This window comes from Sphaerobacter sp., from assembly GCF_019683595.1.
In the GTDB taxonomy this organism is placed as follows: Bacteria; Chloroflexota; Chloroflexia; order Thermomicrobiales; family Thermomicrobiaceae; genus Sphaerobacter.
On record NZ_JADGHZ010000004.1, the window covers coordinates 23558 to 38796 of the forward strand.

General features: G+C 67.2%; 11 protein-coding genes and 3 tRNA genes. 4 read left to right on the forward strand and 10 right to left on the reverse strand.

Annotated elements, in window-relative coordinates; genetic code table 11:
- Positions 1–13 precede the first annotated feature (13 nt).
- From IRZ30_RS00940 to coxB, 6 genes are all read right to left on the reverse strand, one after another.
- The gene (locus IRZ30_RS00940; protein WP_294081967.1) at positions 14–1102 is read right to left on the reverse strand and encodes a hypothetical protein; all 1089 of its coding nucleotides are present in this window, start codon (positions 1100–1102) and stop codon (positions 14–16) included.
- Between the two features lie 396 nt (positions 1103–1498).
- Positions 1499–3562, reverse strand: a complete 2064-nt coding sequence (locus tag IRZ30_RS00945) for a sodium-translocating pyrophosphatase (RefSeq protein WP_294081969.1) — start codon at positions 3560–3562, stop codon at positions 1499–1501.
- Between the two features lie 233 nt (positions 3563–3795).
- On the reverse strand, positions 3796–4098 hold the full coding sequence (locus IRZ30_RS00950) for a cytochrome C oxidase subunit IV family protein (RefSeq protein ID WP_294081970.1): 303 nt from the start codon (positions 4096–4098) through the stop codon (positions 3796–3798).
- Positions 4099–4191: 93 nt separating this feature from the next.
- Entirely contained in the window at positions 4192–4818 is a 627-nt protein-coding gene (locus IRZ30_RS00955; RefSeq protein WP_366945299.1) for a cytochrome c oxidase subunit 3, read from the reverse strand.
- A gap of 14 nt (positions 4819–4832) precedes the next feature.
- Positions 4833–6668 carry a cytochrome c oxidase subunit I gene (gene ctaD, locus IRZ30_RS00960; RefSeq protein ID WP_294081972.1) on the reverse strand — a complete coding sequence of 612 codons (1836 nt, stop codon included), beginning with the start codon at positions 6666–6668 and terminating at the stop codon, positions 4833–4835.
- Between the two features lie 91 nt (positions 6669–6759).
- A complete protein-coding gene (gene coxB / locus IRZ30_RS00965) occupies positions 6760–7794 on the reverse strand; it encodes a cytochrome c oxidase subunit II (protein WP_294081973.1) in 1035 nt (344 codons plus the stop codon).
- 410 nt (positions 7795–8204) lie between these two features.
- On the opposite strand from coxB, the gene acs reads away from it, so the two are divergent.
- Both acs and IRZ30_RS00975 read left to right on the forward strand, forming a co-directional pair.
- Entirely contained in the window at positions 8205–10184 is a 1980-nt protein-coding gene (gene acs, locus IRZ30_RS00970) for an acetate--CoA ligase (RefSeq protein WP_294081974.1), read from the forward strand.
- Positions 10185–10376: 192 nt separating this feature from the next.
- A complete protein-coding gene (locus IRZ30_RS00975) occupies positions 10377–10625 on the forward strand; it encodes a hypothetical protein (RefSeq protein ID WP_294081975.1) in 249 nt (82 codons plus the stop codon).
- Between the two features lie 145 nt (positions 10626–10770).
- On the opposite strand, the gene IRZ30_RS00980 is transcribed toward IRZ30_RS00975, so the two are convergent.
- The 4 genes from IRZ30_RS00980 to IRZ30_RS00995 form a co-directional block, all read right to left on the reverse strand.
- A tRNA-Phe gene (locus IRZ30_RS00980) sits at positions 10771–10843 on the reverse strand.
- A 30-nt stretch (positions 10844–10873) separates the two neighbouring features.
- Positions 10874–10946: transfer RNA gene (locus IRZ30_RS00985), tRNA-Val, on the reverse strand.
- A 14-nt stretch (positions 10947–10960) separates the two neighbouring features.
- Positions 10961–11048, reverse strand: a tRNA-Leu gene (locus IRZ30_RS00990).
- A 141-nt stretch (positions 11049–11189) separates the two neighbouring features.
- Complete coding sequence (locus IRZ30_RS00995; RefSeq protein ID WP_294081977.1) at positions 11190–11573, reverse strand: RidA family protein; 384 nt, start codon at positions 11571–11573, stop codon at positions 11190–11192.
- A gap of 193 nt (positions 11574–11766) precedes the next feature.
- Between IRZ30_RS00995 and IRZ30_RS01000 the strand changes: the two genes are divergently transcribed.
- Both IRZ30_RS01000 and IRZ30_RS01005 read left to right on the forward strand, forming a co-directional pair.
- A complete protein-coding gene (locus IRZ30_RS01000; protein ID WP_294081979.1) occupies positions 11767–12804 on the forward strand; it encodes a glycosyltransferase family 2 protein in 1038 nt (345 codons plus the stop codon).
- A gap of 121 nt (positions 12805–12925) precedes the next feature.
- Entirely contained in the window at positions 12926–15145 is a 2220-nt protein-coding gene (locus tag IRZ30_RS01005) for a peptidoglycan binding domain-containing protein (protein ID WP_294081981.1), read from the forward strand.
- Positions 15146–15239: the final 94 nt, after the last annotated feature.

The following is a 15239-nucleotide window of genomic DNA, read 5'->3' on the forward strand; positions in this document are numbered from 1 at the left end:
CTCGCGGATGCCCCTAGGGCTCGTGCGTGGGGTGGCTCTCCGCGACGCCGCGCTGGGACAGTGTGCGAGCGAAGAGGGCGAGGAGCGTGAGCGCCACGATGCTCGCCACCGCCTGCCCCGCCTGGTCGACTGCATTGCCTGACGTCACGTAGAAAAAGCCGTAGAGCATACTCACGAGCAGCGCACCGATGGCAAGAGCCAGGCGGTGCACGTCGCTCCATGCTTTCCCCGTGATCGCCCAGCGGGCGATCAACCGAGCCGCGATCGCGGCCACGACCAACGCCACGATCATCGGCACCAACACCCAGCCCCCGGCTCGCAGCCGCTGAGGCAGATCCACGAGCGGAAGGAACCAGGCCGCCGCGGCCACGAAGGCGAGCAGGCCGACGCGCACCGGCGACGGGACATCGCGAGCCGGCTGCGGTCGCGCGGTGTCAACGGGAGACCACTGCCAGCGGAGCGCGAGGAGGACCAGCAGGGCGGCCACGAGGCTGGCGATCGCGAGCGCGATCGGGGAGGCTGCGAAGTCGGCGGCGACGACGAACCGGAATATAGCCGCAAGGACGGCGACGCCGCAGACGTACGCGGCGGCGGCGACGATGAGTCCGGTGGTCCCCAACCACGAGCGGCCGCGCCGGGCGGGGAAGAGGAGCTCGGCCAGCAGGATCGGGATGGAGATGCTCCAGATCGCGTGGTAGCCCAGCGTCCACTGCGTCCACACCCAGTTGACCCCGAGCACGCGCCCGCCCAACGCACCGGCGTTGAAGAGGTCGGGGTTGAAGAGCGACTCGAGGGCGAGGCCCTCCTCGACGATGCCGAAGACCACGCCGAGGACGATGATCGATGCCCAGCCGAGCGAGCGGCGCCGGACGACCTCGCGGATGAGCAGCGCCCCGCCACCGTAGACCGCCAAATCGGGCAGGAACGCGCCGGGGTTTGTGATCGGGGTGGCACCGAAGAGGAGCTCGGCGACCACCGGGGCCAGGACCGCCAGGACCAGCGCCGGGCCGAGTCGATGTAGCCTCGATGATGGGTGCGGTCCCACCGCGGGAGACGTCGCACTCGGCGACGACTCGCCGACTGATGCAGGGGTTTCCCGCAAGACCCACCTCTCTCCGGGACAATGAGTGATCGGCGATTAACCAGCGCTCAGCTTACTGCTCGGTCGCCGGCCTGTCAAAGACGGTCGGGGAAGACGGCAGACATCCTTGGGCGACGGCGTTGGACGACGGGTTGAGCGCGGTGCTCGGAACGGGGCTGGCGGCCGGACGAGCGTGACGCCGCTGCTGTCGCAGCCGCCTTCGGCACGCTCGCGCGACAGCGCGAGCATTTGCCGCCGCTGGTGCGGCCATCACCATCGTACCTACCGTGCTGGGATCGCCTCATGCGCGCACGCGGGCGCGCGTGTAACGGGGATGGAACGGGATGTGACGAAAGTTCAGGCCCTGGCGCGCTCTGTGCGATCACGCCAGGGCCTGAAAACCTGCGTACGTACTGACTACCAGCCCATGAAGGCGACAATGAGCAGGGCGACGATGTTGACGATCTTGATCATCGGGTTGATCGCCGGGCCGGCCGTGTCCTTGTAGGGGTCGCCGACGGTATCGCCGGTGACCGCAGCCTGGTGGGCGAAGCTGCCCTTGCCGCCGTGGAGGCCGGACTCGATGGCCTTCTTGGCGTTGTCCCAGGCCGCACCGCCGGTGGTCATCGAGATGGCCACGAACAGGCCGGTGACGATCGAGCCGATCAGCAGGCCGCCCAGCGCCTCCTTGCCGAGGGTGACGCCGATGATGATCGGAACCACGACCGGCAGGAGCGCCGGGAGCATCATCTCGCGCAGCGCCTGGCGGGTCACGATGTCGACGGCGCGGCCGTACTCCGGTCGGGCACGGCCCTCGAGCAGGCCCTGGATCTCACGGAACTGTCGCCGGACTTCCTCGACCACCGCACCACCGGCCTTGCCCACGGCCTCCATCAGGATGGCGCCGAAGTAGTAGGGGAGGGCGCCGCCGATGAAGAGACCGATCAGCACCCTCGGATTGGACAGATCGAAGGCGATCTTCTCGGTGATCTCGAGGAAGTACGAAGCGAACAGCACCAGTGCCGCCAGCCCGGCGGAGCCGATGGCGTAGGCCTTGGTGACGGCCTTGGTGGTGTTGCCGACGGCGTCGAGCGGGTCCGTCACGTCGCGGACGCTGTCGGGCAGTTCGGCCATCTCGGCGATGCCGCCCGCATTGTCGGTGATCGGCCCGAAGGAGTCGATGGCGACGATGATTCCGGCCATCGAGAGCATCGCCATGGCGGCGACCGCGATGCCGTACAGACCGGACGTCAGGTCACCCGGCACCGAGGTGAGCCCGTAGGCGACGTAAATCGCCAACGAGATGAGGACGATCGGGAGCGCGGTGGAGCGCATCGACACGGCGAGGCCCGCGATGATGTTGGTGCCGTGGCCGGTCTCCGACGCCTCGGCGATGTGCTTGACGGGGCCGTAGCGCTCCGAGGTGTAGTACTCAGTGATGATGACGACGCCCATGGTGACGATGATGCCGACGATCGCGCTCAGGAAGAGCTTGGCCGTGGCAGACAGGCTGAAGCTGAGGCCGAAGAGCGAGACCGGCTGATCGCCGATGATCGGGTTGTCGCCCATGAGCCAGAGCGTGAGCGGGAAGAAGGCGACGGCGGCCAGGATCACCGCGGCGATGACGCCCTGGTACAGGGCGCGCATGATGGACCCGTTGTTGCCCAGCCGGACGAAGAAGGTGCCGATAATCGAGGTGAAGATGGAGGCCGCGCCCAGCACGAGCGGGTAGACGACCGCCGCCTCGGTATCGAAGACGAGGTTGCCGAGGAGCATCGCGGCGACGGCAGTGACGGCGTAGGTCTCGAAGAGGTCGGCGGCCATGCCGGCGCAGTCGCCGACGTTGTCGCCCACGTTATCGGCGATCACGCCCGGGTTCCGCGGGTCGTCTTCGGGGATGCCGGCTTCGACCTTACCGACCAGGTCGGTCCCAACGTCGGCAGCCTTTGTGTAAATGCCGCCGCCGATGCGAGCGAAGACGGAGATGAGGCTGCCGCCAAAGCCCAGGCCAACGAGCGGACCGACATCACGCGTGATGGTGTAGAAGACGGAGACCGCGAGGAGGCCGAGCCCGACGACGAAGAGGCCCGTGACCGTGCCGCCGCGGAATGCGACTCGCAGTGCGGGAGCGAGACCCGACTTGGCCGCCTCGGCGGTGCGCACGTTCGACCGGACGGCCACGCTCATGCCGATGAAGCCGGCCGCAGCGGACGACGCCGCGCCGACCACAAAGCCGATCGCGGTCGACCAGTTGATGAGCAGGCCAAGCAGCAGTGTGATGACGACCGCAACGATCGCGACCAGCGTGTACTGGCGCCGCATGTAGGCCTCAGCGCCCTCCTGGATGGCCTGTGCGATGTCGATCATGCGCGACTCGCCGCGCGGTTGCCTGAGAACCCACTGCACGAGGAACAGGCCGTAGAGGATGGCGGCCACCCCTGCGACGATCGCGATGGTAAGCGCGACAGTCACGGTATCCACAGACGTCTCACTCCCCCCACTCGCAGGACCATTGACGCTCCCTTGCCACCTGAGGGCAGCCTGCCGTGGCCGGTGTGACTACCCCGACGGGCGCCCGAACGTGCGATGCGCGGGCTCGTTCGGCCCGCGCTGCTGTCCACGCATCATGTCTGCCCGAACCGCGGTTAGCGGCCTGCAGACGCGCGCTCGCATGGAGTGTACCCGACGCGCTTCGCGGCGTCACGGTGGGGTGACTAGTACGCGTAGAGGGCGATCATCGCCAAGACGATTGCGATAGCCACGAACATACCCCACGCGAAGATGCCGGTGAAGAGTCGGGAGTCGAACTTCAGGTGCATGTAGAACGCCACAACCAGCAAGAACTTGGCGATCGACAGCACGATCAGGACCGGAGTGATGATGGTCATCAAGGCCGGGATGTAGTAGACCGACACCTCGGTGATCGTGAGGATCGCCAGGATGGCAGCGACCTTGACGTATGTGATTGCTCCTGGATGCGCGTGCTCGACGGACGTCTCACCACCCGGATGGCTCATGCCTCTCTGTCTCTCCCTTCACGTCCGGTCTGGCGCTTGGACCGACCGGTGTGACTACGCGGCGGGGGCACACCCCCGCCGCGCCGCGAAGCCCTAGTAGGGCAGCAGGTAGACGAAGGTGAAGATCACGATCCAGACGATGTCGACGAAGTGCCAGTAGAGACCCGCGATCTCGACCTTCTCCGCGTTGTCCTGGCGCACCAGCCCCCGGAAGGAGAGGGCGAAGAGCGTCAGGAGCCAGATGATGCCCAGACCCACGTGCGTGCCGTGGATACCGGTCAGGACGAAGAAGGATGACCCGAAGAGGTTGGTGCCGAGCCCGAGACCGTGTTGAGAGAACTCGGTGAACTCGTAGTACTGGCCACCCAGGAAGAGGGTCCCGAGCAACGCGGTGGCGAGAATCCAGACCCGGAAGACCTTGACCTTGCCCCGCTGCAGAGCGGCCAGCGCCAGCACCATCGTGAGACTGCTGAGGAGCAGCACCGCCGCGCTCACCGACGTGAACGGGATGTTGAAGATCTCGTCCGGATACGGCCCGGTGACGCTCCGGCCCCGGTAGACCATGTAGGTCATGATGAGGGAGCCGAAGAACATGCAGTCGGACGCCAGGAAGGTCCACATCAAGAGTTTGTTGTGCGACAGCCCGGTTGATGTCCGGTGCGCGTCCGCGTGGGCCGCGGCTGCGTTCGCGTGACTCACCGTTCTCTCATCCTTCCTCACTCACGCCCACCGGGCTACTCGTTCGGCTCGAGCGACCAGGCGATGATGCTGAACAGCAAGATCGCGAGGCCGATCCCGACGAGAATCCATTCCTTGAAGACCATGGACCCGCCGGCAAGAGCGAGACCGAATGCCGCAATCATGGGCACGATCGACGGCGGCGGCAGATGGATGCCCTCGGCCTCCTCGCCGCTACCGCCCTTGACGGCCGCCGGCACGGCCTGCTTCTTCAGCTTCCGCTCCCACAGCTCGTCGCGGCTGGAGACCACCGGCACCTCAGCGAAGTTGTAGACCGGCGGCGGCGAGGGGATGGACCACTCCAGCGTGCGGCCGTCCCACGGGTCGGCCGGGGCGGGCTGGCCCGAGCGGAGCGAGGTGAACATGTTGTAGGCCATCAACAGGACACCCACACCGAGCATGTAGGCGCCGATGGTCTCGACCAGGTTCCACGTGGCCCAGCCCATCTCCTCGGTGTAGGTGTAAATGCGGCGCGGCATGCCGTCGATACCCAGCAGGTGCATCGGGAAGAAGGTCAGGTTGAAGCCGACCAGCATGATCCAGAACTGCACCTGGCCGAGCTTGTCATTGAGCATGCGGCCGAACATCTTGGGGAACCAGTAGTAGATGGCCCCGAAGATGGCGAACAGCGCGCCACCAAACAGCACGTAGTGGAAGTGCGCGACGACGAAGTAGGTGTCGGTCTGCCAGTAGTCGATCGGCACCGAGGCGTGCATCACGCCCGAGATGCCACCGATGGTGAACATGCCCAGGAAGCCGACGGCGAAGAGGAGCGGCGTGGAGATGCGGATCGAGCCGCCCCAGAGCGTCCCCAGCCAGTTGAAGATCTTCACCCCGGTGGGGATGGCGATCAGCATGGTCGTCGTGCCGAACACCGCGTTGGGCACCGTGCCGAGGCCGACGGTGAACATGTGGTGCGCCCAGACGCCGAAGCCGAGGATGGCGATGGCGATGCCGGAGTAGACCATGAACGGGTAGCCGAACAGCGGCTTGCGAGTGAAGGTCGGCAGGATCTCCGAGATGTAGCCGAACGCCGGCAGGATCAGGATGTAGACCTCCGGGTGACCGAAGATCCAGAAGAGGTGCTGCCACAGGACCGGGTCACCACCGGCCGATGGCTCGAAGAAGACGGCGCCGAAGAGGCGGTCGAACGCCAGCTCGATCAGGCCGACGCTGAAGGACGGGAGCGCCAGCAGGAGCAACCCGGAGGTGATCAGCGTCATCCAGGCGAAGATGGGGACGCGCATCATCGTCATCCCCGGCGCCCGCATGTTGATGATGGTGACCACGAAGTTGAGCGACGAGGCGATCGACGAGATGCCCAGGACCTGGAGCCCCATCGAGTAGTAGTCCAGGTTGTGGCCGGGGGAGAAGGTGTTGTTGGTCAGGTTGGCGTAGGCGAACCACCCGGCGTTGGGCGCCGTCCTCAGGACGATGCTGGCGGCCAACAGGAGTGACCCGAAGAGGAACACCCAGTAGCTGAAGGCGTTCAGCCGCGGGAACGCGACGTCGCGCGCGCCGATCAACAGCGGCACGAAGTAGTTGAAGAACGCCGCGTTGAGCGGCATGACCACCAGGAAGATCATGACCGCGCCGTGCATCGTGAACACCTGGTTGTAGGTGTCCGGGCTCAGGAAGTCGTTATTGGGCACGGCGAGCTGCGTGCGGATCAGCAGCGCCAGCAGGCCGCCGACCAGCAAGTAGAAGAGCGACGTGAAGAAGTAGAGCTTCCCAATCCGCTTGTGATCAACGGTGGTGAGCCAACTCCACAGCCGCGAGAGCGCTGTCTCCTGCGGTGCCGAGCGCTCTAGCGTGAACGCTGACTGCGCCATTCCTACATTCCCCCTCGCCGACGCGGCGCGGGCCGCCGCATCGTGATCGTTGCTACCCCGTCGTGCACGTCTCGGTGCTCAACCGCCCAGCTCACTTCAGGCTCTCCAGATAGGCCGCAATGGCGTTCACTTCATCGTCGGTCAGCGCCGTGAAGGCGGGCATCTGGATCGACCGACCGGGCTGACCCGGCTTGACCGACGGTGCGTTGTGAATCCACTGCTTCAGGTTGTCCGTGCTGTAGGGCACCACCAAACCGGCGATCGTCTGGCGGCTGCCGAAGTGCGTCAGGTCCGGTCCAACCTTGCCCTCGGCCTCGGTGCCCTGGATCGTGTGGCAGCCCCGGCAGTTGGTCATGAAGAGTTCCTTGCCCTGGGCCTCGATGCTGCCGGGCTGCGGCTCAACAGCAGGCTGCTGCTGCTGCTGAAGCCAGGCTTCGAACTCTTCCTCGGTCTGGACGATGACCCGGAACTTCATGTTGGCGTGCTGGGCGCCGCAGAACTCCGCGCACTGCCCGGAGTACTCCCCGACGGCGTCCGCGGTGAAGTTGATCGTGTTGGTCCGCCCGGGGACGACGTCCTGCTTCCCGGCGAGGCGGGGCACCCAGAAGCTGTGGATGATGTCCTTGCTCTCGAGCTCGAGGTGCACCGGCCGACCGACCGGAACGTGGAGCTCGTCCGCAGTGACGACACCGCTGTCCGGATACTCGAAGGCCCACCACCACTGCTGACCGATCACGCGCACCGTCAGCGCCTCGTCGCCCGGATTGCGCGCGAGATCCGCGATCGTGGTGATGGTGGGCACTGCGATCGCCGCCAGGATCAGGGCCGGCGCCAGGGTCCACGCGATCTCCAGCTTGGTGTTGCCGTGCATCGCGTGCGGAACTGGATCGCCCGGCCGCCGGCGGAATCGAATGATCGCGACGATGATGATGCCCTGAACGATCACAAAGACGACGACGGACATCCAGAAGATCGGCATGAACAGATCCCAGATCTTCCTGGCATTGTCCGCCGCGGGGTCACTCGCCGCCTGCGGTGTGCCGCCGACGCATCCACCAACAAGGACGAGGGCGACTGCAAGCGACGCGAAAAGCGCCCGCCGGGCCGTTCTCCTGAGACCCGTCATGATCCTCCTGCTCCCCCTCCTGGCACACAGCACCCCCTCACGCTCGGGGCAGCGCCTCCGACCAATTGCTTTCTATGCTACCAGGGTCAGCGCGGAGTGTCACTATTTTGTTATGCCGTTCACAAGCTGTGATACGCGGATGTCACGCCTTTGTCACGCCCGTGCTACTCAGAGTAGCATTGCTGGGCTTCAGGACTCGGAATCGCGCAAGAACCGCAGGCGAAACATGCCGTAACGGCGAGGCGGCCCCGCGGGTGCGCGAAGCCTTTCTCGGATCCGGAATATGGACTAAGATACGCCTGAGAGGTTTCCTGGGACTGGATGGAGGTCGCCGCTGGGGCACCGTGGCACCGTCTGGCATCGCCAATGAGGAAGCATTCCCCGCGTGTGGACCGTGGAAGGAGTGAGTCATGTCGACTGACCCGATGGGCACCATAACCGGGTTGCTGACGGAGACGCGGCGATACCCGCCCCCGGAGGATTTCGCCGCTCAGGCGAACATCAACGACCCCGCGGTCTACGAGCGTGCCCGGAAGGACCCAGAGGGATTCTGGGCCGAGGCGGCGGAGATGCTCGACTGGGACCAGCGCTGGGACAAGGTGTTGGACTGGAACCCGCCTTGGGTCAAGTGGTTCGTCGGCGGAAAGCTCAACGCTTCCTATAACTGTGTCGACCGCCACGTCAAGACCTGGCGCCGGAACAAGGCTGCTCTCGTCTGGGAGGGAGAACCCGGCGACGAGCGCATCCTCACCTACCAGGACCTCTACCGCGAAGTGAACCGCGCGGCGCTGATGCTCAAGAACCTGGGTGTGCAGACCGGGGACCGGGTGGCCATCTACCTGCCGATGATCCCCGAGCTGCCGATCATCATGCTGGCTTGTGCCCGCATCGGCGCGCCGCACTCGGTCGTCTTCGGCGGCTTTAGCCCGAGCGCCCTCGCGGATCGGATTAACGACTGCGAGGCCAAGGTGCTGATCACGGCTGACGGCGGCTACCGGCGCGGCGGGATCGTGCCGCTCAAGGACAACGCCGACAAGGCCTTGGAGCAGACGCCTTCGGTCGAGCGCGTGGTGGTGGTCGAGCGCGTTGGGCGTGACAAGCATCCCGTGGAGATGCGGGAGGGCCGCGACATCTGGTGGCACGACGCCATGGCCCAGGTGGAGGGGAACTATTGCCCGCCCGAGTCGCTCGACTCTGAGCACCCGCTCTTCATCCTGTACACCTCGGGCACGACCGGTAAGCCCAAGGGAGTGCTGCATACCACCGGCGGGTACCTGCTCGGTGTGGCGCTCACCACCAAGTGGGTCTTCGACCTCAAGGATGAGGACGTCTACTTCTGCACGGCGGACATCGGCTGGGTCACCGGGCACAGCTACATCCTGTATGGACCGCTGGCCAACGGTGCCACCAGCCTGATGTACGAGGGGGCGCCCGATTGGCCGGATAAGGATCGCTTCTGGGATATCGTCGAGCGCCGTGGCGTGAATATCTTCTATACCGCGCCGACGGCGATCCGGAGCTTCATGCGCTGGGGTCCCGAGTACCCGGCCAAGCACGACCTGTCGTCGTTGCGGCTGCTGGGCACGGTCGGCGAGCCGATCAACCCGGAGGCCTGGGTCTGGTATCGGGAGCACATCGGCGGCGGACGGTGCCCGGTGGTCGACACGTGGTGGCAGACCGAGACCGGTATGATCCTGATCACCCCGCTCCCGGGCCTCACGACGCTGACGCCGGGCTCGGCAACTCGCGGCTTCCCGGGCATCGAGCCGGACATCGTCGACGAGCAGGGCAACTCGGTGCCGGTCGATCAGGGCGGCTATCTCGTTTTGCGGCGGCCCTGGCCGGCCATGTTCCGGACCCTGTGGGGCGACCCCGACCGCTACGTCCAGTCCTACTTCTCGAAATTCGGACCGACGGTCTACGTGTCGGGGGACGGCGCCAAGCGGGACGCCGACGGCGACTTCTGGATCATGGGACGGCTCGACGACGTGCTCAACGTCGCCGGTCACCGGCTGGGGACGATGGAGCTGGAGAGCGCGCTGGTGAGCCATCCGGCAGTGGCCGAAGCGGCCGTCATCGGCGTCAGCCACGACGTGAAGGGTCAGGCGATCGCCGCGTTCGTCACCCCGCGCGCCGGTGTGGAGCCGACCGATGAGCTGGCGCAGGAGCTGCGGCAGCACGTGGCCGAGACGATCGGGCCGATCGCCCGGCCGGACCGGATCTACTTCACGGCCGAGCTGCCGAAGACGCGCAGCGCCAAGATCATGCGGCGGCTGCTGCGCGACATCGCCGAGGGCCGCGTGATCGGTGACACGACGACGCTGACCGATCCCTCGGTCCTGGAGGAGATCAAGCAGCGCTACGCTGCGAGCGAGGCTGCGGGCGAGTAGCGGTCCCAGCCGCTGCCTCCACGGTGCCTCGGAACGGGGCCGGGCGTGCGCACGCCCGGCCCCGTTGTTTCATCCGGCTCGTCGCGTCGGTCTCGTTCGCCGCCGCGCAGGCTGACATGGAGGTGGCTGGCTTTGGTGCGGGCCCGGGCTGGTGGCGCACGGCGTGCGGTCACCGCGGCGGAGGTGGTCGCCATGAGCCAAGACGGACATCAGCCGGGGGTCGACCGGGCGAGCGTGTTCATGCTGCTGTTGTTGTTGGTCGGTCTGGTGGTGGCAGTGGTCATGATCGTGGCCGTAGCCCTCGGCTGGGTGATGCCTTCGTTCTGGGAAGTGGCGCCGTTCGCCCACGCCTTTGTCACTGCGATCATGATTGCGGTCTGGCTGCTCGCGCTCGGCGTGACCGGGCTGCTGGCATGGACGATCACCCGGCGGCGCGTCTGACGCGCCGTCCCGGCGGCGATGAGCCCGCCGGGTGGTCACCGTGCGTGCTGCACCGAATGGTGTCGAGGTAGGGCGGCCGTCCCGAAGACGGTTCGCGGGTAGCAGAACGCCCCGGTGGATATCACCGGGGCGTCGCTGCATGCGGTGCCGAGGGCCGGGATCGAACCGGCGACACCGGCATTTTCAGTGCCGTGCTCTACCGACTGAGCTACCTCGGCGGGCTGTCGCCGGGTCATCCCGCGCAGTTGTGGGCGATAGAGGGCTCGAACCTCTGACATCCACGGTGTAAACGTGGCGCTCTACCAACTGAGCTAATCGCCCGCACCTCGCGGTGTTGGTGCCGAGGAAGGGATTTGAACCCCCACGCCCTAAACGGGCACTAGCCCCTCAAGCTAGCGCGTCTGCCTATTCCGCCACCTCGGCATGGGCCCCTGCCTTGCGGCAAGCGCATGGAATTATAGTCGTCCGTCGGCTGACGTGTCAAGGATACCGGCCCCTGCGGGAGCGCGATGGAGAGCCGGCGCGGGAGGGCACGGAGCCCCCTCCGGCCGGCTCGGCTAGTCGCTACTCGCACTCGGCGATGCACTCGATCTCGACCAGCGCACCCGCGGGCAACTTGGCGACCTGGAAGGTGCTGCGCGCGGGCGGGTTCTCGCTGAAGTAGGTGGCGTAGACGCTGTTGAAGGCGGCGAAGTCGTCCAGGTTGGCCAGGAAGCAGGTCGTCTTGACGACCCGGTCGAGCGACGAGCCCGCCGCGGCCAGGATGGCCTTCAGGTTCTCCAGCACGCGCCGGGTCTGCTCCTCGATCCCCCCTTCGACCAGCTTGCCCGTCGCCGGGTCGAGCGGAATCTGCCCGGCGGTGAAGACCAGGTTGCCGAGGCGGACCGCCTGCGAGTATGGCCCGATCGCCGCCGGTGCCTGATCGGTCGCGATGATCTGCTTGCTCATGTTCCTCCCATCCCCCCGCTCGTCGGCGGGGAACGCCCGGATCACGAGGGCGCCACAGTCCGAACGCCGCCGGTTGGCGTTCCAACCGGCAGTCCGGCGCCCATCGTAACACGCTCTCGAACACCGGACGCCACGGCACGCAGTTGGCTATACTGATCTCCAGCTCGGGCAAACCGGGAAGCGGGAGCGGGTGGTGGCTCCATCGACCTCCGTCGTCATCGTCAACTACAACGGGTGGCCGCTGCTGCGCGGCTGTCTGGCCTCCCTGCGGGAGCAGGAGCGTCCGGCCGACGAGATCATCGTGGTCGACAACGGCTCTGAAGACGAGACGACGCGACTCCTGCCGGTGGAGTTTCCCGAGGTGCGGCTGGTGGAAGCCGGCCGCAACCTTGGCTTCGCGGCGGGGAACAACCTGGGTATCGCCCATGCCCGCGGCGAAGTGGTGGTGCTCCTCAACAACGACACCGTCGCCGAGCCGGGCTTCATCGCACGCATCATTGAGCCGTTGGAGCGCGACCCCGCCGTGGGCGCGGTGGCCGCGACCATGGTCTTCGCCGGTGCGCCCGACATCGTGGCCTCGGCGGGGATCGAGGTCTACCGGGACGGCCTTGCGCTCGACCGCGGCGTCGGCCTGCCCCGGGCGACACTGGCCGCACCTGCGCCCGTCTTCGGGGCCTCCGCGGGGGCGGTTGCCTACCGGCGGGCGGCCCTGGACGATGTGGGATTCTTCCCCGAGCCATTTTTTATGTATCTGGAGGACGTGGACCTCGCCTGGCGCTTGCGCCTGCGCGGCTGGGAGGTGGTCCACGCGCCGGACGCGGTGGTACGGCACTTCTACTCGGCCTCATCGGTCGAGGGATCTCCCTGGAAGCGGCGGCTGCTGGCGCGGAACCGCCTCTGGGTGATCGCCCGCTGTATGCCGACGCGGCTCCTGATGGAGTGGGGATGGGCCGTCCTCCGCTACGAGGCGATGGCAGGAGGCTACGCGCTGGTGCGGCGTGATTGGGCCGCGCTGGACGGACGGTTCCGCGGGATGATGGGCCTGCCTGCCAGGCTGCGGGAACGCCGCGTGATCCAGGCCGCCGCGACGGTGCCGGTCGAGGAGGTCGGCCGTTGGCTCAAGCCGCCGCTTCCGCCCACGGAATTGCTGCGCGTGCGGCGGCTGACCGCGGAGCTGGCGGTCGACGGCGCACGGGCGTGGTCGGGAGAGCGGGCGGTGCCACGGGCGTAGCCCTGCCATGTAGAATAGCCTGGCGACCGCGACCAATCAGCGTCGCGCGAGTGTTCCCGGCCGGGGACGGAATGGCCGGGGCGGGTTCAATCGTCACGGGATGGGAAGGGCCACCAGCCAGGTGATCACCGACAGTACACAGCAGCACGCCGTGGTGGCGCGTGGACATGTCCCGGCCATCCGCTTCGCAACGCCCGTCCTGACCGGAGTAGCGGTCCTAGCTGCCGTGATCGCGCTGGCGGGAATCGCCGTGCTGGCGTACGGTCGCACGCACGGTCCGACCATCTACCGCGGCGTCAGCGCCGCTGGTGTGCCCCTCAGCGACCTCGACCAGGCCGAAGCGGAGGCGCGGATCGAGGCGGCGGTGAAGGCATCGTTGCCGGCCGCGGTGGAGCTTCAGGCCGGTAATAACCGCTGGCAGGTGCCGCTGGCGGACCTCGGCATCGCCGTGGACCCTGGGGCGACGGCCGAGGCGGCCTGGCGCTGGGGGCGCAGCGGCGACCTCTGGGCCGACAGCCGCGCCTGGTTGCGCGGCTTGTTGGGCGGCTACGAGGTGCCGCTGGCGGTGTCGCTCGACGAGCAGGCCGTGTACGGGAAGCTGGAAGCAATCGCACCGGAGGTGACCCGCCCTGCCCGCGATGCTCGCTACGAAGAGGGAAGCGACGGGCGACTGGTGGTCGTGCCGGAGGAGGACGGCGTCGCGATCGACGTCGTGGCGACCGCCAACCAGATTCGGCGCCGGGTGCAGCAGCTCTCGACCGAGCCGGTTCCAGTCGTCACCATTTCGATTTCGCCGAAGGTGGATGCCGACGCGCTCCAGCGCGGACTGGAGCGAGCCGAGGAGCTGATCGCCGAGCCGGTGCTGTTGACGTACCACGGCCGGAGCTGGGTGCTCGACCCGGGGACCCTGCGTGAGATGCTGACCGTGCCCACCGACGGGTCGCGGAAGAACCAAGAACTGACCATCGACCGGGAGCGCCTGCGCGCGAGCGTGGCGAGCCTTGCCGACGGGGTGGGGCAGCCTGGTCGGGACGCGACGCCGGTCTGGGACGGCCAACGCTTCGTGGTTCAGTCCGCCGGGACGGGTGAAGCCCTCGATGTCGACGCCACGGTGGACGCGATTCTCGCCGGGCTGGACGACGGCGAGCGTCGGATTGAGCTCCGGACCCGCCAGGTCGCGGCGCCGATCGGCGACGCCCAGGCGGAGGCCGCCGCTGAGCAAGCGACCGCGCTGGTGACCAACGGACTGACCGTGACCTGGCCGGACGGCAGCAAGCACCTCGAGCCCGGAGAGCTGGCTGAGGCGATTCGTTTCACCGCCGTGCACGGCGAGGAGCCCCGGCTGGTGCCCGAGGTCGACATGGATGCGTTGCGGCAGGTGCTGCAGCGCCACGCGGCAGAGGTCGAGATCCCGATGCGCAACGCGGACCTGCGGTATATCAATGGGCAGGTGGTCGTGCGGTCTCCCGAGCAGGCGGGACGGACACTTGACCTCGACGCCTCCGCGGCCAACATCGCCCGCGCGCTGGAGACCGGCCAATCGCAGGCCGAACTGGTGACGCAACCGGTCGAGCCGCAGGTGACGGCGGCGATGGCCGGCACGGTCCAGATCCGGGAGGTTCTTGCCAGCGCCGCGACCTACTATGCGGGAGCGTTGGAGAACCGCCGCCACAACGTCGAACTGGGGGTGGAGCGGGCCAACGGCGCCCTGATCCCGCCGGGCGGCGTCTACTCGTTTGTCGATACGGTCGGGGCGATCGATCTCAACTCGGGGTACAAGGTCGGCTACGGGATCGTCGGGACGAGCAACGGGAGCGTGTCAACGGTGCCGTCGGTCGGCGGCGGGGTGTGCCAGGTGTCGACCACGGTGTTCCAGGCGGCCTTCTGGGCGGGGCTGCCGATCGTCGAGCGCAACTGGCACCTGTACTGGTTGCCCTTCTACGGCCAGCCGCCCAGCGGCCTGACCGGCCTTGATGCGACCGTCGACACCGACTTCGGGCTTGACCTCAAGTTCAAGAACACGACCGACGACTGGATCGCCATCGTCGCCACCGCGGACGGCGAATGGGTCCGCGTCGAGATCTGGGGCACCGATCCGGGCTGGACGGTCCGGGTCGACGACCCGGTGGTGACCAACGTGGTCAAGGCCGACGAGACGATGCAGTACCGGGAGTCGGACCAGCTTCCGGCCGGGACCAGTCTCCAGGTGGAGCGGGCGCAGGACGGCTTCGACGTCAGCATCCACCGGCAGGTGCTGCGCGGCGACGAAGTGATCGACGATCTGACGCTGCGCAGCCAGTATCTCCCGTCGGCGAACGTGACCCTGGTCGGTACGGGCTAGGCCGCGCGGTGCTCCGGTAGCACCGTGGCACCGCTCGCGCGCTGCGTTGACCCGGTGTGGACGCGAGGGGTACGATTCATGCATGTCTCCTATG

What these genes read in the sequence shown, in the direction of transcription:
- IRZ30_RS00995 (WP_294081977.1), bottom strand. Translation starts at nt 11,573, where the DNA reads ATGAGCAAGCAGATCATCGCGACCGATCAGGCACCGGCGGCGATCGGG.
- coxB (WP_294081973.1), bottom strand. Translation starts at nt 7,794, where the DNA reads ATGACGGGTCTCAGGAGAACGGCCCGGCGGGCGCTTTTCGCGTCGCTT.
- IRZ30_RS00950 (WP_294081970.1), bottom strand. Translation starts at nt 4,098, where the DNA reads ATGAGCCATCCGGGTGGTGAGACGTCCGTCGAGCACGCGCATCCAGGA.
- ctaD (WP_294081972.1), bottom strand. Translation starts at nt 6,668, where the DNA reads ATGGCGCAGTCAGCGTTCACGCTAGAGCGCTCGGCACCGCAGGAGACA.
- IRZ30_RS00975 (WP_294081975.1), top strand. Translation starts at nt 10,377, where the DNA reads ATGAGCCAAGACGGACATCAGCCGGGGGTCGACCGGGCGAGCGTGTTC.
- acs (WP_294081974.1), top strand. Translation starts at nt 8,205, where the DNA reads ATGTCGACTGACCCGATGGGCACCATAACCGGGTTGCTGACGGAGACG.